The following is a 20,448-nucleotide window of genomic DNA, read 5'->3' on the forward strand; positions in this document are numbered from 1 at the left end:
GATCAGCCTAGAGGCAGAGGTCAGCGTCGCTCTCCTCGGCTCGCGGCACGTCGCTGTGCCCGATTGCCGGGATAGTGCACCGCGGCCGGGGGCCGCGACTCCGCCTCGAACCGGTCGTAGGCGTCGACGATCTCCCCGACCAGCCGGTGACGGACCACATCGGCGCTGGTGAGCTCGGCGATATGGATGTCGTCGATGCCGTGCAGGATCTCCGTCGCCGCGCGCAGACCCGAGCGCGCGCCGTGCGGCAGATCGACCTGGGTGATGTCACCGGTCACCACGATCTTGGAACCGAAGCCCAGGCGGGTGAGGAACATCTTCATCTGCTCGGCCGTGGTGTTCTGCGCCTCGTCCAGAATGATGAACGAGTCGTTGAGCGTGCGACCGCGCATGTAGGCCAGCGGGGCGACCTCGATGACACCGGCCTGCATGAGCTTCGGGATCGCCTCCGGATCCATCATGTCGTGCAGGGCGTCGTAGAGCGGGCGTAGGTACGGGTCGATCTTCTCGTTCAGCGTGCCCGGCAGGAAGCCCAGCCGCTCCCCCGCCTCGACCGCGGGCCGGGTCAGGATGATGCGGTTGACCTGCTTGGTCTGCAACGCCTGCACGGCCTTGGCCATGGCCAGATACGTCTTGCCGGTACCGGCCGGGCCCACCCCGAACACGATGGTGTGCGCGTCGATGGCGTCGACATAGCGCTTCTGATTGAGCGTCTTGGGCCGGATGGTCCTGCCGCGCCGGGACAGGATGTCCAGGCTCAGCACCTCCGCCGGAGAATCCGAGGAACCCTCGGTGAGCATGGAGTAGGTGTGCCGCACGGCCTCGGGCGAGACCACCCGATTGCGCGCGGTGAGCGCGACCAGCTGCGCCACCACTCGTTCCGCCAGCGCGACATCGGCCGGTTTGCCGGTCAGCGTGACGGAGTTGCCACGAACGTGGATGTCGGCATCGAGGAGGCGCTCGAGCTCACGCAGGTTCTCGTCAGCCGAACCCAGGAAACCGAACACCGATTCCGGTGCCAATTCGATACTGGAACGAACGGTCCGTCCCGCCGGTCCGGAACCGTTGACGCCGGCGCCGATGCCGGCAATGGGTGTGCTCTGATCGCCGATTTCGCCTGGTGTTCTCAAAAGTGGCTATGGCCTGCTTTCCGGTCTCGATGCCGTTTTCGTTGACAGAAGTTTACCGCCGCCCACCGACACCGCCCAGTGAATAGACGGCTACCAGCAGGGGTAACACACCGGTGTCATCCAACTGCCGCACCCCCGAATCCATTCCGTGGCGAACGGCGCGAGGCGGCCTACCAGCGCGGGGTGAGCGCGCCCAGCGCACCGAGGGCGACGGCGGCCGCGGTGGAGGTGCGCAGCACGGTCGGGCCGAGCAGGACCACGTCGGCGCCGGCATCGGCGAGGGCCTTCAGTTCCGAGTCGTCGAGGCCGCCTTCGGGGCCGACGATCAGGACCACTTCGGGGACGCCGGTGAAAGAAAGGTCGGTCAGGCGGGATTCGCCGGACTCGTGGAGGGCGGCGACGATAGCGCCGTTCGCCTTCGCGGTGCGGACCAGGTCCAGGAGGTCGCGGGTGGTGTGGAGGTCGGCGACGTCCGGGATGTAGGCGCGGCGGGATTGGCGGGCGGCCTGTTTGGCGGCGGCGCGCCACTTCTCGACGCCCTTGCGGGCCTTGGCTTCCCAGTTGGAGACGCAGCGCAGGGCCTGCCAGGGGACGATGGCGTCGGCGCCCGCCTCCGTCATGAGTTCGACTGCCAGTTCCGAACGGTCGGACTTGGGCAGGGCCTGGACCACCGTCACCTGCGGGGTCCAGGGCGGTGCCACCCGTTTGGCCAGCACCTCGAGTTCGAGGCGATCCTTCTGGGCCGCAACCACTTCCGAGTCGGCGAGGATCCCGTGCCCGTCGGAGAGGGTGATGGGTTCCCCGACCCGGATGCGGCGCACCGTGGCGGCGTGGCGGCCCTCGGGGCCGTCCAGCACCGCGGTCGCACCCGGTTCGGGAATGTCGTCGAGGTAGAAGACGGTGGCGGCCAACGGATCAGCGTCCGCTGAAGGAGGCGCGCAGGCGTGCGAACAGGCCCGAGTTGTGCTCGGACTGCGCCGAGAGGACCTCGGTGTGCTCGTTCACCCGCATGCCCTTGTACTTGCGCAGCAGGTCGGCCTGCTTGGAGTCGAGCTTGCTCGGCACCACGATGTCGAGGTGCGCGATCAGGTCGCCGCGCGAGTTGGCGCGCAGCTTGGGCATGCCGTGGCCGCGCAGCACCGACGCCTCGCCGGGCTGGGTGCCCGCCGGGATGGTCAGCTCCACCGGGCCGTCGAGGATGGTGTCGATGACGACGGTCGTGCCGAGCGCGGCGTCCACCATGGGGACGCGGATGGTGCAGTGCAGGTCGTCGGCGTCGCGCACGAAGGTGTCGTGCGGCTGCTCGACGATCTCCACGTACAGGTCGCCGGCCGGGCCGCCGCCGGGGCCGACCTCGCCCTGCGCGGCCAGCCGCACCCGCATGCCGTTGGCGACACCGGCCGGGATGGGCGCGGCGATCTCGCGGCGCGAGCGCACGCGGCCGTCGCCGCCGCACTTGCGGCAGGGGTCGGGGATGGTCTCGCCCGCGCCCCGGCAGGTGGGGCAGGGCCGGGAGGTCATGACCTGGCCGAGGAAGGACCGCTGCACGGTCTGCACCTCGCCCGCGCCGCCACAGGTCTCACAGCGCACCGGCTTCGAATTGCCGTTGGTGCCGGAGCCCTGGCACAGGTCGCAGAGGATGGCGGTGTCGACGGTCAGGTGCTTGGTGACACCGACCGCGCACTCCTGCAACGACAATCGCGTGCGCAGCAGCGAATCCGCGCCCGGCTGCACGCGGCCGCGCGGCTTGCGGGTGCCGCCGGAGGCGTTCATGCCGCCGAAGAACGCCTCGAACACGTCGCCGAGGCCACCGAATCCGGCGCCGGAGAAGCCGCCGCCCATGCCGCCGGCGGATTCCAGCGGATCACCACCGAGGTCGACGATGCGCCGCTTCTCCGCGTCGGACAGCACCTCGTAGGCCGTGGAGACCTCACGGAACTTCTCCTGGGCCTCCGGGTCCGGATTGACGTCGGGATGCAGTTCACGCGCCAGCTTCCGGTAGGCGCGCTTGATCTCCTGGTCGGTCGCACCGCGTGCGACTCCGAGCAGTGCGTAATAGTCCCGTGCCACGTGCGCTCTCTAGTCCTGTTTCGTCCTTTTAGGCTGCTCACCGTTCGGCGAGCACCTCACCGATGTATCGGGCGACAGCCGCCACCGAGGCAATGGTCCCCGGGTAGTCCATGCGGGTCGGTCCGAGCACCCCCATACCTCCGAGCACCGTACCGGTCAGCCCGTAACCGGTGGACACCACGGCCGTCCCGCGCATCTGCTCGACCTTGGTCTCCTCGCCGATCTGGACCGTCACGGTACCGGGGACCTGTGCCGCGGCCAGCAGCTTCAGCACGATCACCTGCTCCTCGAGGGCTTCCAGGACCGACCGCAGCGAACCCGGGAAACCGTTCCCGGCGAAGTCGGAGGCATTGCGGGTGAGGTTGGCGGTGCCGCCCAGCACCAGGCGCTCCTCCGGATGCTCGACCAGCGTCTCGACCAGCACGGTGGAGACGCGGATGAGCACGTCGCGGAGCTTGGGCGACGGGGAATGCTCGGGGAGTTCGGCGACCGACACGGACGCGGCGGCCAGGCGCTTGCCCTCCATGGCCTTGCCGAGCATGCCGCGCAAGGCGGCCAGATCGTCCTCGCTGACGACGGCGCCCAGATCGACCAGGCGCTGGTCGACGCGGCCGGTGTCGGTGATCACGACCAGCAGCAGGCGGGCCGGGTTGAGCGCGACGACCTCGATGTGGCGCACGGTGGACGCGGACACGGTCGGGTATTGGACCATGGCGACCTGCCGGGTCAGCTGGGCCAGCAGGCGGACGCCGCGGCGCAGCACGTCGTCGAGATCGACACCGCTCTCCAGGAATTCCATGATCGCGCGGCGTTCCGCGCCGGACAGCGGCTTGACCTCGGAGATGTGGTCGACGAACTGCCGGTAGCCCTTGTCGGTGGGGATGCGGCCGGAGGAGGTGTGCGGCTGGGCGATGTAGCCCTCGGCCTCGAGCACCGCCATGTCATTGCGGACGGTGGCGCTGGAGACACCCAGATTGTGCCGTTCGACCAGGGTCTTGGACCCGATGGGCTCCTTCGTCGCGATGTAGTCCGCGACGATGGCCCGTAGGACCTCGAGCCGTCGTTGCTCGGTGCTCGACATGATGGCCCCACCTCCTTGCTCGCCCTCGGGTACGCCTCGTGCACGCCCGAGCCCTCCGCGGCAGGAAGCAGCCGATCATTCGGCACCGGCCACGCGGATTTCCCGGATTATCTCCCCCAGTTTAGTGTCCCCGGCGCAAGTCGCTGTGCGACCGCCCGCCACCTGCGCGGAGTCGGCGCACGTGCGATGCCCGCTGTCACTGACCGGCGGCGGCCTCCACGACTGCGGCCACGTCGGCCGGGTGGGAGACGAGTCCGGCGTGGGAGGCGTCGATCGAGGAGGTGTGGGCGTTCATGCGCTTGGCCATATCCCATTGGGACGCAGGGGGAATCACGCGGTCGGCGGTGCTGACCAGATACCAGCTCGGCGTGGCGGCCCAGGCGGGCGAGCCCGAGGGTTCGAGATTGGCGGACAGGGCCAGGGAGCGCTGGCGGGCGGCCATGGCGGCGGCGGTGGCCGGATCGACGTCCTGGGCGAAGACGTCGGGGAAACTGGCGGGGTCGATGTAGGCGTCCACATTCCTGCCCGCGATCCCCTGCTGGTCGGTCACCACCTTCAGCCGCAGGGCGAGGGTGAGTTGCGAGCCGGGGTACTGGATCGGATTCAGTTCCAGCAGTGCGGCTTCGCCCTGGGTCGGCGCGAAAGCCGAGATGTAGACCAGGGATTCGATCTTCGAGTCGTGCACGTTGCTGATCACGGTGCCGCCGTAGGAGTGTCCGACCAACACGATCGGACCCGCGATGCCGTCGATCGTGCGCTGGATCGCCGCCGCGTCGTAGGCGGGACCGCGCAATGGATTCTCCGGCGTCACAACGGAATAGCCGTCGGCGCGCAGCTGGACTGCCACGCCGTCCCAGCTGGAGGAGTCGGCGAAGGCGCCGTGCACCAGGACGATCGTGGGCATGGGTGCAGCCGTGGCCGGCGCCGCGGCGAGTGGGGTCACGACGAGCGCCGACGCTACCGCGGCGGCGCTCACGCGGCCGGCGGTGTGACCGGCGCGGGCGCGAAGGCGATGCAGGAGTTCGACGGGTCGCACCAGTGGCTTCACCATGAGATGTCCTCGGGCCGAAGGTTGTTCGGGGCGCTGCGGAAGTTGTTCGGGACGCTGCGGACGTAGTTCGGGACGCTTCAGTGCGCGGGCCGCGGCCGAGGCTCCGACCGCGATACGGACCGGCTGTACGAAATCTCCGTCCGTCAATCTAGTCCGGACCGACCGGTTCTACCGGATGTTCGCCGATCTCCGCAGGTCACAGCCCGAGTCCGACCGCGATCCGGAACGGAAACGATCAGTCCGGCCGGCCCTATCGGGCGCAGGCGCCGAGGTCAGCCCAGGAGGGTGCGGACAACACCGTCCGCGAGCAGTCGGCCGCGGTCGGTGAGAATCAGGTGGTCGTTCACCCGCTCGGCCAGGCCATCGGCGATGACGCCGTCAGCGGCGGCGCGGCCGTCGGCATCGAGATCGGCCAGCGGGAGGCCCGTCCGGAGCCGGACGGTGAGCATGACGCGCTCGGTGTAGCGCTCCTCGGGCGTGAGGGACTCCCAGCCCGCGGCGGGGAGGGCGCCGGTGGTCACCCGATCCGCGTAGCGCGCCGGGTGTTTCACGTTCCACCAGCGGACGCCGCCGACGTGACTGTGCGCGCCCGGCCCCGCGCCGAGCCAGTCGCCGCCGTCCCAGTAGCCGAGGTTGTGGCGGCAGCGGGCCGCGTCGGAGGCGGCCCAGTTGGAGACCTCGTACCACTCCAGACCGGCCGCGGCCAGACGGGTGTCGATGCGCTCGTAGCGGGCGGCGAGCACGTCGTCGTCGGGAGCGGGAAGTTCGCCGCGCCGGACCCGGCGGGCCAGGGCGGTGCCGTCCTCGACGATCAGGGAGTAGGCCGACACATGGTCGACCCCGGCGGACAGCACGGCATCGAGGCTGGCGTCGAGGTCGGCGTCGGTTTCGCCGGGCGTGCCGTAGATGAGGTCCAGATTGACGTGCTCGATGCCCGCGGCGCGAGCCTCCTTGGCGGCGGCCACGGCCCGGCCGGGCGTGTGGGTCCGGTCCAGGATCTTCAGCACGTGCTGGGCGGCGGACTGCATGCCCAGCGAGACGCGGTTGTACCCGGCCGCGCGGATGCGATCGAAGAATTCGGGCGAGGTGGATTCCGGATTGGACTCGGTGGTCACCTCGGCCCCGGGCGCGAGCGTGAAGTTGTCGCGAATGGCGTCGAGCACCCCCGCGAGCCCGTCCCCACCGAGCAGCGACGGCGTGCCACCGCCCACGAACACGGTCTCCACCGCCGGCGTGGCGGACGGCAGCCCGTCGAATTCCCGTGCCGCCGTGGCGAGTTCACCCTTCAGCGCCTCGAACCAGGATTGCGGCGAAGACGAGCTCCCCAACTCCCCCGCCGTATAGGTGTTGAAGTCGCAATACCCGCACCGCGTCGCACAGAACGGCACGTGGATGTAGATGCCGAACGGCCCGCCCCCGAAATCGCGCAGCACCGGCACGTCGGCGGCGGCCGCCGCGGCAGTGCCGGAGGTCTGTCGGGGAGCAGTCGAGGTCACTCATCCAGTGTGACCGGTTGCCCCGGTCACAGCGCACCCGCCCGCGCGGGGACGCTGCTCGGACTGCGCGGCACCTCGAATCCGGATACATTCCAAGGGATTTCGGCGAGCCGGGCGATCGGCTCCAGGTGCGGACAGGGACGGGCCGATGATCGAGGTACCGCGGCACGGGGTCGATGCCAGGTCGATCAGGGAGGTCGACGAGGGCTCCGTGGCCCCGGTGGTCTATCGGTCGAGGCTGCCGGTGCGGCCGGAGGGCCCGAACTTCTCGCGGTCGATGGACGGTGTGCTGCTGGCCACCATGCTGATGTCGGATCCGCCGGCGTTTCGGGCGCGGACCTGGTATTTCGCGCATTCGACCGAGCAGACGGTGACGCGGCGGTTCCGGGCGAGCGGTATCGAATCCGGCTTCGACAGGTACGACCGGGTGGCGGGCTGGCGGGCGGCGTTCTGGTGGACGCTCGTCGCCCGCGATGCCGAGGCCATGGGTGAGCTGGTCGAATATCCGATCGAGCGGCTGCGCGAGTTCGGTGACGGCGCCTTCGACGACTTCCAGTACGAGTGGGTGCGGCTGCTGCAGACGGCCTGGCGGTTCGGCCCGAAGAGCGTGTACGAGGCGGCCTGGGCGCTGGACACCACCAGCCGGGTGGGTGCGCAGCGGGTGACGGACCTGCTGTTCCGGCCGGCCGTGGAGGTGTTCCTGCGCCTGGCGGACGGCGATTCCGAGGGCTTCGACTGGGAGATGACGAACGCGCTGCGGCTGCATCGCGCCTTCTTCGACAACGACACCTGGCGCAACGATCCCGAGGGCGTCTTCGCGCTGCCGCTGCTGGCTCTGGCCTGCTGGGCGCGGGATCTGGGCTATCGGACGGCCATCCGTTCGCCGTACCTACCGGCCGGATTCATCGATCGCCCGGACTGGGCGATCTCCCCCGAACTGGCCGATGAGCTGGGCCGGCTGGCGGCGGCCAAGGCCCGCCTCGCGGCATCCGACGCCGATCGGATGACGTAGCCTCGCCGGCACAGCCCTTCAGGTCAACCGTTCAAAAGGCATGCCGGGCGTTGATCTATGATGCCCGTCACAAATCGGACAATATATCCAGGGGATTTCCCGGGAAACTGCGGAAAATTCGATCCGGCAGTCGGAGCGACCCTTCTGACGTGGCACAATAAGCCGCATGACTGGACTTGGAGTGCGACTCGTGGCGCGTCGCCATGTCGACTTCAAGCGTGTCTGCAGCGCGAGCTGTCTGCCGGGAAGCCTCCGGTAGATCGGCTCCCATTCTCCCGGAATCCGGCGTCCACCTGACGCCGTAAGAGCCGGTTCTCTGATATCGGAGGCGTGAGCCAGCCCCTCCCGCCTGCCCGCAAGACCCTTCAGGAGCGACCCCCATGACGTCGAGCACCGACGCCACCAGTTCCGATAACGCTCGATCCGCCCGGCCCGACAAGCCCGCCGCGGAGCGACGCGTGCGTCCGGATCGCCCGCGGTCGGAAGCGCCCGTCGCGCCGCGGGAGCGCACCGCGCGACCGGTGAAGCGCAAGTCCGAGGGACAGTGGGCGCTCGGGTACCGCGAGCCGCTCAATGCCAACGAGCAGAGCAAGAAGGACGACAACCCGCTCAACGTGCGGGCGCGCATCGAGAACATCTACGCCAAGGGCGGATTCGACTCGATCGACAAGAGCGATCTGCGCGGCCGCATGCGCTGGTGGGGTCTGTACACCCAGCGTGAGCAGGGCTACGACGGCACCTGGACCGGCGACGAGAACATCGACATCCTCGAGGCCCGCTACTTCATGATGCGGGTGCGCTGCGACGCCGGTGCGCTGAATCTGAAGCAGCTGCGCACCCTCGCGCAGATCTCCACCGAGTTCGCGCGCGACACCGCGGATCTGTCCGACCGCGAGAACGTCCAGTACCACTGGATCGAGATCGAGAACGTGCCGGAGATCTGGCGGCGGCTCGAAGCGGTCGGCCTGCAGACCACCGAGGCGTGCGGCGACTGCCCGCGCGTGGTGCTGGGCTCGCCGCTGGCGGGTGAATCCCTCACCGAGATCATCGATCCCACCTGGGCCATCGACGAGATCGTCAAGCGCTACATCGGCAAGAAGGAATACTCCAACCTGCCGCGCAAGTTCAAGACCGCCATCTCCGGTCAGCAGGATGTGGTGCACGAGATCAACGACGTCGCCTTCGTCGGCGTCGTGCACCCCGAGCACGGCCCGGGCCTGGACCTGTGGGTGGGCGGCGGCCTGTCGACCAACCCGATGCTGGCCCAGCGCGTGGGTGTGTGGGTGCCGCTGAACGAGGTGCCCGACGTGTGGGAGGCGGTCGTGTCGCTGTTCCGCGACTACGGCTACCGCCGCCTGCGCACCAAGGCCCGCCTCAAGTTCCTCGTGAAGGACTGGGGCATCGAGAAGTTCCGCGAGGTGCTCGAGACCGAGTACCTGAAGCGGAAGCTCATCGACGGCCCGGCTCCGGAGCAGCCGAAGCGGCCCATCGACCACATCGGGGTGCAGAAGCTGCGCAACGGGCTGAACGCGATCGGCTTCTCCCCCATCGCCGGTCGCGTCTCGGGCACCATCCTGAGCCAGGCGGCCGACGCGATCGAGCGCGCGGGCTCCGATCGGGTCCGTTTCACCCCGTACCAGAAGCTCATCGTGCTCGACGTCCCCGACGACAAGGTCGAGCAGCTGATCGAGGAGCTGGAACCGCTGGGCCTGCACGGCCGTCCGTCGCACTGGCGGCGGAACCTGCTGGCGTGCAGTGGCATCGAGTTCTGCAAGTTGTCGTTCACCGAGACCCGCAAGCGGTCGCAGGTGCTGGCGCCCGAGCTGGAGACCCGGCTCGCGGATATCAATGCCGACCTGGACGTGCCGATCACGGTGAACATCAACGGCTGCCCCAACTCCTGCGGCCGGTCCCAGATCGCAGACATCGGCTTCAAGGGCCAGCTGGTCGACGACGGCGACGGGAATCAAGTGGAGGGTTTCCAGGTTCACCTGGGCGGCTCCCTTGGCCTCGACTCCGGCTTCGGCCGAAAGCTCCGGCAGCACAAGGTGACCAGCGAAGAGCTGGGCGACTACATCGAGCGCGTGGTGCGCAACTTCATCAAGAACCGTGATGAGGGTGAGCGTTTCGCGCAGTGGGCGGTCCGAGCCGATGAAGCAGACCTGCGGTAGTTGGGAGAAACGTCAATGACCACAACGAAACTCGCGGAATCCGAGCTGCGCGCCCTGGTCGAGAAGGGCAATGCCGAACTCGGCCCGAACGCGACCGCGCAGGAACTGCTGCAGTGGACCGAGGACACCTTCGGCGCGAATTACATCGTGGCGTCGAACATGCAGGACGCGGTGCTGGTGCAGCTGGCCGCCCAGGTGCGCCCGGGCGTGGATGTGCTGTTCCTCGACACCGGTTACCACTTCGCCGAGACCATCGGCACCCGTGACGCGGTCGAGCTGGTGTACGGCGTGAACATCGTCAATGTGCAGCCGGAACACAGTGTGGCCGAACAGGATCAGCTGCTCGGCAAGGACCTGTTCGCGCGGGACGCCGCCGAATGCTGCCGCCTGCGCAAGGTGGTGCCGCTGAAGAAGTCGCTGACCGGGTACAACGCCTGGGTCACCGGCATCCGCCGGGTGGAGGCGCCCACCCGCGCCAATGCGCCCTTGATCTCCTTCGACGAGGGCTTCGGCCTGGTGAAGATCAACCCGATCGCCGCCTGGTCCGACGAGGAGATGGCCGCCTACATCGAGGCGAACGGCATCCTCGTGAATCCCCTTGTCGAAGAGGGATATCCGTCCATCGGTTGCGCTCCGTGCACGCGGAAGCCGGAACCTGGATCCGATCCGCGATCCGGCCGCTGGGCCGGGCTCGCCAAGACCGAATGCGGGTTGCACGCATCATGACTTCCATCGAGACCGATTTCGACACTCTGGCCGCCCTGGAGTCCGAGTCCATCCATATCTTCCGTGAGGTAGCGGGCGAGTTCGAACGGCCCGTCATCCTCTTCTCGGGCGGTAAGGACTCCACGGTGCTGCTGCACCTGGCGATCAAGGCATTCTGGCCCGCGCCGCTGCCGTTCGCGCTGCTGCACGTGGACACCGGGCACAACCTGCCCGAGGTCCTCGACTTTCGCGACAAGGTGGTCGAGAAGTACGGCCTGCGACTGCACATCGCGTCGGTCGAGGACTACCTCGCGGACGGCCGCCTGCAGGAGCGCCCGGACGGCATCCGCAATCCGCTGCAGACCGTGCCGCTGCTGGACGCCATCAACGAGAACCGCTTCGACGCGGTCTTCGGTGGCGGCCGCCGCGACGAGGAGCGGTCGCGCGCCAAGGAGCGCATCTTCTCGCTGCGCGACGCCTTCGGCCGCTGGGACCCGAAGCGGCAGCGGCCCGAGCTGTGGAACCTGTACAACGGCCGGCACGCTCCGGGCGAGCACGTGCGCGTGTTCCCGATCTCGAACTGGACCGAGCTCGACATCTGGCGCTACATCGCCCGCGAGGACGTGGAGCTGGCCAGCATCTACTACGCCCACGAGCGCCCGGTGTACCAGCGCGACGGCATGTGGATGACCCCCGGCGTGTGGGGCGGCCCGGCCGACAACGAGGAGCTGCTGATCAAGTCGGTGCGCTACCGCACCGTCGGCGACGGATCCACCACCGGCGCAATCATTTCCGACGCCGCCGACAATGACGCGATTCTCGCCGAGGTCGCCGCGTCCCGGCTCACCGAACGTGGCGCGACGCGCGGCGACGACCGCGTCTCCGAAGCCGCCATGGAAGACCGCAAGCGAGAGGGTTACTTCTGATGTCCGACCTATTGAGACTGGCCACCGCCGGATCGGTCGACGACGGCAAGTCCACCCTGGTCGGACGGCTGCTGTACGACACCAAGTCCGTGCTGGCGGACCAGATCGACGCGGTGACCCGCGCCTCGGTCGACAAGGGTCTGTCCACGCCGGACCTGTCGCTGCTGGTGGACGGCCTGCGCGCCGAGCGCGAGCAGGGCATCACCATCGACGTGGCGTACCGCTACTTCGCCACGCCCAAGCGGTCTTTCGTGCTCGCCGACACCCCGGGACACGTCCAGTACACCCGCAACACGGTGTCCGGCGCGTCCACCGCGCAGCTGGTGATCCTGCTCGTCGACGCTCGCAAGGGTGTCATCGAGCAGACCCGCCGGCACGCCGCGGTGATGGCGCTGCTGGGGGTGCCGAAGCTGGTGCTGGCCGTCAACAAGATCGACCTGGTGGACGATCCGGCCGGCGTGTTCGACAAGATCACCTCCGAATTCGCCGAGCTGACCGCCAAACTCGGCTGGTCGGCCGACGATGTGCAGGAGATCCCGGTCTCCGCGCTGCACGGTGACAATGTCGCCTCGCGCTCGGAGAACACCCCGTACTACAACGGGCCCTCGCTCATCGAGCACCTGGAGTCGGTGCCGGTGGACGCGGACGTGCACGGCCGCCACGAGGTGGGGCTGCGTTTCCCGGTGCAGTACGTGATCCGGCCGCGCACCGCCGAGTACCCGGACTACCGCGGCTACGCGGGTCAGGTCGCGGCGGGCGTGGTGTCCAAGGGCGACGAGGTCGTGGTGCTGCCGTCCGGCACCCGCACCACGGTCGAGCGCATCGACACCCCGAACGGTGAACTGGGTTCGGCCCAGCCCGGCCGCAGCGTCACCCTGATTCTGACCGATGACGTGGATGTCTCGCGCGGTGACGTGATCGCCGCCGCCACCGGTGCTCCCGAGCCGATCGAGGCCTTCGACGCCACCGTCTGCTGGCTCGGCGACAAGCCGCTGCGCCCGGGCGCGCGCCTGCTGCTCAAGCACGGCACCCGCACCACGCAGGCCATTGTCGGCGCGCTGCTGGAGCGTTTCGACGAGCAGCACCTGGCCGCCGATCCCGACCCGGAGTCGCTGTCGCTCAACGACATCGGCCGCATCTCGGTGCGCGTGGCCGACCCGATCGTGGCCGACGACTACAGCGTCAACCGCCACACCGGTTCGTTCCTGCTGATCGACCCCGCGGGCGGCAACACCCTGGCCGCGGGCCTGGTCGGCGACGCGCTGACCGCGGTCGAGGTCGGGGCCTGAGATGAATCCGCCCGGCAACGGCGCAGTTCCGGCCGTCTCGCCGGGCGAAGCGGCCGCGCACCGCGCACCGGGGACGCTGTCCACGGTGTGCGGCGGCCCGGCCCGCCCCTTCCGGATCGAGCACGCGCCCGCGCTCATCGCCGTGGCGCACGGCAGCCGGGATCCGCGCTCGGCCGCGACCATGCGGGCCGTGGTCGCGCGGATCGCGGCCCAGCGGCCGGATCTCGATGTGCGCCTGGCGTTTCTGGATCTGAGCACGCCCTCGGTGGATCAGGTCGTGGATGAGGTTGCGGCCGATAGACATTCGCATGCCATCGTGGTTCCACTGCTGCTGGGCAGTGCCTTTCATGCCCGGGTGGACCTGCCCGGGATGCTGGAGGCCGCTCGCGCCCGGCATCCCCGGCTGCGGCTGACCCAGGCCGAAGTGCTCGGCCCCGATCCGCATCTGATCATCGCCTTGCGCGATCGCATCGTCGCGGCCATGACCGCGGACGCCCCGCCCGCGACCCTGACCGACGTCGCCCACGACGCGAGCCGGCCCGCCGGTCCACGCTGGGGCATTGCCGTTGCCGCCGTGGGCTCCTCGTCCGCGGCCGCCAATACCCGCACCGGTGACGTGGCACGGCTGCTGACCGCGATGACCGGCTGGGACACCGAAATCTGCTTCGCCACGACCGAACCCACGGTGCAGCGGGCGTTCGCCCGGCTCCGGGCCCGCGGCGCGGACCGCGTCCTGGTCGCGCCCTGGTTCCTGGCCCCGGGCCTGCTCACCGACCGGCTGCACGACGCCCTGCCGCAACTGCCGCACGCCGAAACCATCGGCGCGCACCCGCTCCTGGCCGAAGTGGCCCTGGACCGCTACGCCACCGCCGCCCTCCCCCTCGAACTCTCGGCCTGACGCCGCACGGCTGCGTCAGCGCTGCTGGGCGCCGACTTCCGGGATTGGCAGATACGGGATGAGGGAGTGGGCGAGGTTGGTGATGGTCAAGGACTGCAACCAGACTCGGCCGGGGCCGGTGAGGGCGGCGAGGAAGAGGCCGTCACCGCCGAAGAGCACATTGCGGATGCCCTTGACCATGGTGATGTCGAAATCCACCGAGGCGTCGAACAATCCGACGTGGCCGGGGTGGACGCGGAGGGTTTCGCCGGCGGCCAGATCGTATTGGACCACCTCGCCGGAGAGCTCGACCCAGGCGTAGCCGTCGCCGCTGAGGCGCTGCAGCGTGAAGCCGGTGCCGCCGAAGATGCCCGCGCCCAGGCGGCGCTGGAAGCTCAGGGCGACACGGACATCGCCTGCGGCACAGAGGAATCCGTGCCGGTGCACCAGGTATTCACGCTCCTTGCCGATTTGCACGGGCAGGATCTGGCCAGGGAGTTTGGCGGCGAAGGAGACTCGGCCGGGATCGCGGTGGGCGGTGTACTCGGTCATGAACAGGCCCGCGCCCGCCATGGCGCGGCGGACCGCGCCGAAGACGCCGCCCGCGGCGCCGCGGGTGGAGGTGCTCAGGCGGATGGAGTCGGTCATCCAGGAGAGCTGGCCGGCCTCGGCGATGAGCCGGTCACCGGGGTCCAGTGCGACCTCGAGCACCGGCATGACGGTTCCGCGAATCCTGGCGTCCATCAGGTTCTCCCCTCCCGCGCACGACAACTCACACCAGTGTGCCTCGATGCGAGCCACCGCGGGATCGTTGCCGACTTGCCACCGGGACGTCCTTTTCAGTAGTTTAGGATTCCCTTACCTAACAGAAGGCTCGGCCATGCTCCAGACCAGTGACGCCCGGTATCACACCGGGACGGCGGGACTCCCGCACGATTCGTGGCGGATCGTGTCCGCCGCGGCGCTACTGGCCACCGGCGCCTTCGCGGCCGCCGTCTGGATCGCCGCCCACGTCACCACCAGCCCGGCCGTACACACCGGCGGGCTCTTCATCCATCTGGCCTCGCTGGTGGTGGGTTTCGGCGGGGTGCTCATGGCCGATTCCTTCGTCCTGCGGTGGGCCGCAGGACGTCTCGGACTGGCCGAGACCCTGCGGGCGGTCGGCCGCCTGCACATGCCGATCTGGCTGGGCCTGGCCGGGCTGGTCGCCAGCGGCTGCGTGCTGGAACCGAATCTCGCCTCCACCATGACCCGCACCAAGCTGGCGCTGGTACTCGTGCTGACACTCAACGGGATTCAGGCGTGCGCGCTCAACCGCCGCCTGCAGGGCCGCGGCGAGCGCCCGCTGACGCCGCGGCTGCTGGCCTGGGGCGCGGCCACCGGACTGGTGTCGCAGCTGTGCTGGTGGGGCGCGACCGCCATCGGCTTCCTCAACGCACAACGCTGAACGACCGCCCGATACGCTGGGCGAATGATCAAGGCTGCGGTATTCGATGTGGGCGAGACGCTGATCGACGAGACGCGCATCTGGTGCCGGTGGGCCGACCGGCTCGGCGTGCCGCGCTTCGCATTCCTGGGCGTGATCGGCGGCATGGCGGCCACCGGGCGGCCATTAGCCGACGCCTTCGAATTGGTGCGGCCGGGCATCGATATCGAGGCCGAGCAGGTCGCGTGGGCCGCCGAGGAGCCGGAGAGCCTGCGCAACAACTTCGACGCGGACGACCTGTATCCGGATGTGCGGCGGGCGCTGGGCGAGCTGCGGGCGCGCGGCATCAGCGTGATCATCGCGGGAAACCAACCGCCGCAGGCGAAATCGGCACTGGAGCGGATGGAGCTGCCGGTGGACGCGGTGTACACCTCGGCCGAATGGGCGCTGGAGAAGCCGGATCCCGAGTTCTTCGCGCGGGTCGCGGAGGTGGCGGGGGTCATGCCCGGCGAGATCTGCTACGTCGGGGATCGGGTCGACAATGACGTGCTGCCGGTACTGGCGGCGGGCATGATGCCGGTGCTCATCCGGCGCGGGCCCTGGGGTTACCTGACCGCCGAGCAGCCCGACGCCGCGCGGGCGACGGTCGTCGACGGACTCGACGAACTGCCGGATCTCCTCGCACCGGCTTGATTCCTGTTAAATGACACATCAAGTGTGACGGCCGTTTTCCGCCAGCGACCCCTCCCCTCGCGGCGTTGACTATGACATGTCAACGAAAACAGCTCTACCACAAGGGGAATGCGGTCATGACGGATGCTCGATTCGAATCCAAGGTCGTTCTGATCACCGGCGCCACCTCGGGGGTCGGTGCGGCCGTGGCGCGGCGGATCGCCGCCGAGGGCGGGGCCGTGGTACTCGGGGCACGAGGCAAGGACGCCGGTGACCGGATGGCGGCGGAGATCCGGGCCGCGGGCGGACGCGCGCTGTTCGTGCCCACCGACGTCACCGTCGAAGCCGACGTGGAACGGCTGACGGGGGCCGCCATCACCGAATTCGGTCGCCTGGACGCGGCTTTCAACAATGCGGGTGCCGTCAATGCCTTCGGTCCGGTGCAGGACATCGACGAGACCGGGTGGCGCGCGGATCTGGAACTCAACCTGACAGCCGTCTATTACGGCCTGCGCCACCAGGTTCCGGCGCTCGCGGCCGGCGGTGGCGGCGCGATCCTCAACAATGCCTCCAACCTCGGCGTCGTCGGCATGGCGCAGGTCGCGCCCTATGTCGCCGCCAAACACGGTGTGGTGGGCCTGACCCGGGCCGTCGCCATGGAAGCGGCCGGCCGGTCCATCCGGGTCAACGCCCTGGTCTCCGGCGCGGTCGACACCCCTGCCTTCCGCGCCTCCATGGGCGCCACCCCGGAGGGGGAGGCCGCCATCGCCGCCCTGCACCCCCTCGGCCGCATCGCGCGCCCCGCGGAAATCGCCGCCTTCTGCGCCTACCTGCTCAGCGACGAGGCGAGCTTCATCACGGGCGCGGCCCTCGCCATCGACGGCGGCTTCACCGCCCGCTGACCCGCGACTGGCCCACCACCGCGCCCGGGCACAGGAAACGCGAGGTGGGCCGGTCACTTTCGACGATGGGACGCGGACGTTGCAGGTCCGCCACTCCCCCATCGCCGGTCCGTGCGGGCGAGCTGCCGCTCGCCCGAGCCCGGGGACGAGGTGGGGCGGGTTGGTCAGTCCCGCCGGCCACCTACGTCACCGTGGGGAGCGGGCCGATGGTGGGACGCCACCGCCCGATCTCCCCCGCAACCCCCACCGGCGTGCGGGAGGACACGCCCGATGGAGGATTCGCCGAAAAGCCTTCGCCCACAACGAAGCGAGGCCACCACAGGTCCAGCATCCGAACAACGCGGGCACTCGGCGAAGATCAGTGCCGCCAGGACCGCCGCCGCCGGATCGGCGGTGCGGCCGCACGACCCCGGCCGATGGGATACACAGTGCCGCAAGGGATCAGTGATGGCCACCACAGGTCCGGCATCCAAACGATGCAGGCGCCCACCGAAGATCAGTGCCGCTAAGACCGCCGCCGCCGGATCGGCGGTGCGGCCGCACGACCCCGGCCGATGGGATGCACAGTGCCGCAAGGGATCAGTGGTGGCCACCACAGGTCCGGCATCCGAACGATGCAGGCGCCCACCGAAGATCAGTGCCGCTAAGACCACCGCCGCCGGATCGGCGGTGCGGCCAGACGACCCCGGCCGACGGGATACACAGTGCCGCAAGGGATCAGTGGTGGCCACCGCCGCCACCTCCGCCCTTGCCGCCGCCACCCATACCGCCGCCACCCATGCCGCCGTGGCTGCCGCCGGGTGAGGAGCCGCCGGGGCTGCCGAAGCCGCCGCCGAGGCCGCCGCCCTTGGGGGAGCCGCCGCCGGAGGCGTTACCGCCGGTGTTGGCGCCGCCGGTATGGGTGCCGCCGCCGATCGAGCCACCAGGGGAACCGCCACCGGGGGTTGAGCCTCCGGGAGCGATTGCGCCCGCGCCGGTTCCGCCAGGCTTGGAGCCGCCCGGGTTGGAGCCGCCGGGGTTCGAGCCGCCCGGGTTGGAGCCACCGGGGTTGGAACCACCGGGGTTCGAGCCACCAGGGTTGGAACCACCCTGAGAACCGCCCGTGTTGGCTCCCGCCGGGTCGCCGGTTGCGCCGCCCGGAGTGCTGCCGCCACCGCCTGCTGGGGTACCGCTGCCGGGGGTCGAGGTGCCGGGCTTACCGCCGGTGTTGGTTCCGCCGGTGGAGGTGCCCGGGGCGGAACCGCCTGGTTTCGAACCGCCCGTGGTTCCGTCTCCGGGTGTTCCACCTGGGGTACCGGGTTGGGTTCCGCCCGAAGTACTTCCGGGAGTTGTGCCACCAGGCTGGCCTGCGCCGGGCTGACCGGTGCCGGGCTGTCCAGCGCCGGGCTGACCACTACCGGGCTGACCTGCGCCAGGCTGACCGGTACCCGGCTGACCCGCGCCAGGCTGACCACTACCGGGCTGACCGGAACCAGGCTGACCGGTACCCGGCTGACCCGCGCCGGGCTGGCCACTACCGGGCTGACCGGAACCAGGCTGACCGGCGCCGGGTTGGGTTCCGGGTTGCGTTGCGCCGGGGAAGGTTCCGCCGGGGAGGGTGCCGGGGACGCTGACCTTGGGGACGTGGCCGGAGTACGAGCCGACGGTCCAGCCGCCTGGGGCAGGGTTCTGGAACGGGAGGGGGTTGGTGAACTGCGCCGGGTTGCCGTAGGTGCTGGCCGTACCTGTGACAGCGCGGGTTTCGCAGTGGGTGCCGCCGCCGGTGGAGTCGACGGGGTGGCCGGCGACCCAGGTGGGGGTGACGGTCGGGGTCACCGGGGAGTAGGCGCGGACGGCTGCCACGGTGGCGATGGCATGGGTGCCGGTGCCGGGTGGCGCGCCGGCATCGTCGAGGACGATGACGTCACGGCTGCCGAGGGCCGGGGTCCCGGCGGACGGGTCGGCGGGTTCGGGGGCGGCCTGGAGTCCGGGCGGTCCGGCGACGGGCCCGCCGAGTACGGTGGCGGCGGACATGGCGAGCGCGGAAGCCACTGCGGCGCCGGAGATCACGGCGGCGCGGGGGGCGTACCGGGCGATGGCGGAGCCGGTGTCCGCGCTGTGAAAGGCGGCGATGGACGCACCCACCGCCACGGTATTGGCCGGATCGGGTGACATGACGACCGGGCAGCCCAGATCCGACAGCACGCGGGCCACCTCGGCGGGGCGGGCCGCGCCGCCGATCAGCAGGACCCGGTCGATCTCCTCCATGTGCAGCCCGGCCCTGTGCACGACCGAGCGCACCAACCGTAGCGAATTGCGAATGTGCCAGCTGCGCAGGCGATTCGTGTCGGAGGCGGGCACCACGGCCGAGACCGGCTGCGTCGAGCCGGGCGCGATGCTGCGCGCGTAGCGGGCCAGCAGGGCGCCCAGCGGCCGTCCGCCGTAGTCGTACGAGCGTTCGGCCCGCCCGAGGATGCCGCGTTCGTCGCGATCGGATTCGGTGCGCACGACCGCGACGTCCAGGGCGTTTCCGCCGAGGTCGTAGACCAGGGTGAGCCCGGATTCGGAAATGCCGTATTCGTCGTCGAGCCATTCCACGGCTGCCACCGGCTCGGGCATGAGCATGACATCGGCGGCGCCGGACCAGTCCAGTGCCCGCCGCAATCGCGTGACGTGTTTGTCCGAATAGCAAGCGGGATAGGTGGTTACGGCGGGAGCCTCGGGGGCGTTGGTCTCGATGAGCCCGTTCACCACGGCCGCCACCAGGTCCGCCGGGGACCAGATGCGACCGCCGATGACCACCGGGTCCGGCTCGCTGGTGAGATCGGCGAAGTCGGTGACCACCGGGACGAAGTGGGGAATGCCCCCGATCTGCGGGCCGCCGGCGCTGTCGAAGGTGACAGCGGTCCGGCGAACACGCACCGCGGGCCGGTTCCGATCACCGGCCGTGGTCGCCCAGACGGAGTTCACTGTGCCGATGCTCATGCCAAAGCCAACTGTCATTGCCATCCCGTCAACGCACCGAGACCACGGCCCACGGGCGTACCAACCATGTGGTCGCGGTCGTTTTCCAAACAGCGCGTTCAGGTTAGCTGGCTATTGCGGTACTCGAATATCGGATTGGGAGAAAAGATTTCGCGTCCAGTAGCGAAGATAGCGAATCTACTGGTCACGCAACTGCCCGAACAAGATCGAATCCAACTGCACAGTGAAAGCAACCGAACAGTCTTTCTGGGTAGCTACAACCCAGCGAACAAATAATTCATACCGACCGGTAGGCGAAGAGTGTCCGGAAAATCAGACCGCAACATCAGTACGGGGGTGTGGACTACCGATCACTGGTCGGTAGCTGCCTCGGATTACCCCACGCGAGCCGTTTCACCGTCCGTGATTCGCCATGAAATCTTCTCTACTACCTGAGATGTCGCAGCGAGCAAACACAGCATTACAACTCGCACAACAACATCGGTACAGTGCCTCCGCACCGCCCCGAAAATTCGCAGCCGAAGCGCGGCCGAATACGTTGCCCAGCACAAAAAGTCATTACCCATTACACGAGAACCCCACCGAGGCAGAGGAATACCAACCGCAAAAGGGACGAAACGGCGAAGGCCGCCGCACGCGCAGGGGGTTGGCGTGCGACGGCCTTCATGGGCGGCGC

At 69.3% G+C, this 20,448-nt stretch carries 18 protein-coding genes; 11 read left to right on the forward strand and 7 right to left on the reverse strand.

Going from position 1 to position 20,448, the window contains the following annotated elements; all coding sequences use genetic code 11:
• Positions 1-20: 20 nt before the first annotated feature.
• The 6 genes from ABZV44_RS13090 to hemW all read right to left on the reverse strand — a co-directional run bounded on the left by ABZV44_RS13090 (position 21) and on the right by hemW (position 6,765).
• Complete coding sequence (locus ABZV44_RS13090) at positions 21-1,091, reverse strand: PhoH family protein (RefSeq protein WP_354835996.1); 1,071 nt, start codon at positions 1,089-1,091, stop codon at positions 21-23.
• Positions 1,092-1,300: 209 nt separating this feature from the next.
• Positions 1,301-2,041: a 16S rRNA (uracil(1498)-N(3))-methyltransferase gene (locus ABZV44_RS13095; protein WP_354835463.1), complete on the reverse strand. Its 741-nt coding sequence runs from the start codon at positions 2,039-2,041 to the stop codon at positions 1,301-1,303.
• Between the two features lie 4 nt (positions 2,042-2,045).
• On the reverse strand, positions 2,046-3,200 hold the full coding sequence (dnaJ, locus tag ABZV44_RS13100; protein WP_354835464.1) for a molecular chaperone DnaJ: 1,155 nt from the start codon (positions 3,198-3,200) through the stop codon (positions 2,046-2,048).
• 37 nt (positions 3,201-3,237) lie between these two features.
• Positions 3,238-4,281: a heat-inducible transcriptional repressor HrcA gene (hrcA, locus tag ABZV44_RS13105; RefSeq protein WP_354835465.1), complete on the reverse strand. Its 1,044-nt coding sequence runs from the start codon at positions 4,279-4,281 to the stop codon at positions 3,238-3,240.
• Between the two features lie 196 nt (positions 4,282-4,477).
• Complete coding sequence (locus tag ABZV44_RS13110) at positions 4,478-5,332, reverse strand: alpha/beta hydrolase (protein ID WP_354835466.1); 855 nt, start codon at positions 5,330-5,332, stop codon at positions 4,478-4,480.
• A 272-nt stretch (positions 5,333-5,604) separates the two neighbouring features.
• Complete coding sequence (hemW, locus tag ABZV44_RS13115) at positions 5,605-6,765, reverse strand: radical SAM family heme chaperone HemW (RefSeq protein WP_354835998.1); 1,161 nt, start codon at positions 6,763-6,765, stop codon at positions 5,605-5,607.
• A 211-nt stretch (positions 6,766-6,976) separates the two neighbouring features.
• Between hemW and ABZV44_RS13120 the strand changes: the two genes are divergently transcribed.
• From ABZV44_RS13120 to ABZV44_RS13150, 7 genes are all read left to right on the forward strand, one after another.
• Positions 6,977-7,840: an immunity 49 family protein gene (locus ABZV44_RS13120; protein ID WP_354835467.1), complete on the forward strand. Its 864-nt coding sequence runs from the start codon at positions 6,977-6,979 to the stop codon at positions 7,838-7,840.
• Positions 7,841-8,006: 166 nt separating this feature from the next.
• Positions 8,007-8,099 (forward strand): Ms4527A family Cys-rich leader peptide, encoded by a 93-nt coding sequence (locus ABZV44_RS13125; protein WP_354835468.1) that lies wholly within the window; start codon positions 8,007-8,009, stop codon positions 8,097-8,099.
• 121 nt (positions 8,100-8,220) lie between these two features.
• On the forward strand, positions 8,221-10,011 hold the full coding sequence (locus tag ABZV44_RS13130; protein ID WP_354835469.1) for a nitrite/sulfite reductase: 1,791 nt from the start codon (positions 8,221-8,223) through the stop codon (positions 10,009-10,011).
• 15 nt (positions 10,012-10,026) lie between these two features.
• Complete coding sequence (locus ABZV44_RS13135; protein WP_354835471.1) at positions 10,027-10,737, forward strand: phosphoadenylyl-sulfate reductase; 711 nt, start codon at positions 10,027-10,029, stop codon at positions 10,735-10,737.
• Positions 10,716-11,642 carry a sulfate adenylyltransferase subunit CysD gene (cysD, locus tag ABZV44_RS13140; protein ID WP_354835473.1) on the forward strand — a complete coding sequence of 309 codons (927 nt, stop codon included), beginning with the start codon at positions 10,716-10,718 and terminating at the stop codon, positions 11,640-11,642. The genes ABZV44_RS13135 and cysD overlap by 22 nt, the downstream gene beginning before the upstream one ends.
• Positions 11,642-12,931 carry a GTP-binding protein gene (locus tag ABZV44_RS13145; RefSeq protein ID WP_354835475.1) on the forward strand — a complete coding sequence of 430 codons (1,290 nt, stop codon included), beginning with the start codon at positions 11,642-11,644 and terminating at the stop codon, positions 12,929-12,931. Before cysD ends, ABZV44_RS13145 begins: the two co-directional genes overlap by 1 nt.
• Position 12,932: 1 nt before the next feature.
• Positions 12,933-13,829, forward strand: a complete 897-nt coding sequence (locus tag ABZV44_RS13150) for a CbiX/SirB N-terminal domain-containing protein (RefSeq protein WP_354835477.1) — start codon at positions 12,933-12,935, stop codon at positions 13,827-13,829.
• A gap of 15 nt (positions 13,830-13,844) precedes the next feature.
• Here ABZV44_RS13150 and ABZV44_RS13155 read toward each other — a convergent pair whose 3' ends face one another.
• Positions 13,845-14,552, reverse strand: coding sequence for a TIGR00266 family protein (locus ABZV44_RS13155; RefSeq protein WP_354835479.1), 708 nt, complete (start codon positions 14,550-14,552; stop codon positions 13,845-13,847).
• 136 nt (positions 14,553-14,688) lie between these two features.
• On the opposite strand from ABZV44_RS13155, the gene ABZV44_RS13160 reads away from it, so the two are divergent.
• The 4 genes from ABZV44_RS13160 to ABZV44_RS13175 all read left to right on the forward strand — a co-directional run bounded on the left by ABZV44_RS13160 (position 14,689) and on the right by ABZV44_RS13175 (position 18,959).
• Positions 14,689-15,255 carry a hypothetical protein gene (locus tag ABZV44_RS13160; RefSeq protein WP_354835481.1) on the forward strand — a complete coding sequence of 189 codons (567 nt, stop codon included), beginning with the start codon at positions 14,689-14,691 and terminating at the stop codon, positions 15,253-15,255.
• Between the two features lie 24 nt (positions 15,256-15,279).
• Positions 15,280-15,927, forward strand: a complete 648-nt coding sequence (locus tag ABZV44_RS13165) for an HAD family hydrolase (RefSeq protein ID WP_354835483.1) — start codon at positions 15,280-15,282, stop codon at positions 15,925-15,927.
• Between the two features lie 116 nt (positions 15,928-16,043).
• Complete coding sequence (locus ABZV44_RS13170; protein ID WP_354835485.1) at positions 16,044-16,808, forward strand: glucose 1-dehydrogenase; 765 nt, start codon at positions 16,044-16,046, stop codon at positions 16,806-16,808.
• Between the two features lie 1,299 nt (positions 16,809-18,107).
• The gene (locus ABZV44_RS13175) at positions 18,108-18,959 is read left to right on the forward strand and encodes a pentapeptide repeat-containing protein (protein ID WP_354836000.1); all 852 of its coding nucleotides are present in this window, start codon (positions 18,108-18,110) and stop codon (positions 18,957-18,959) included.
• The last annotated feature ends 1,489 nt before the right edge of the window (positions 18,960-20,448 follow it).

The organism is Nocardia sp. NPDC004860 (assembly GCF_040609015.1).
Taxonomy (GTDB): Bacteria; Actinomycetota; Actinomycetes; order Mycobacteriales; family Mycobacteriaceae; genus Nocardia.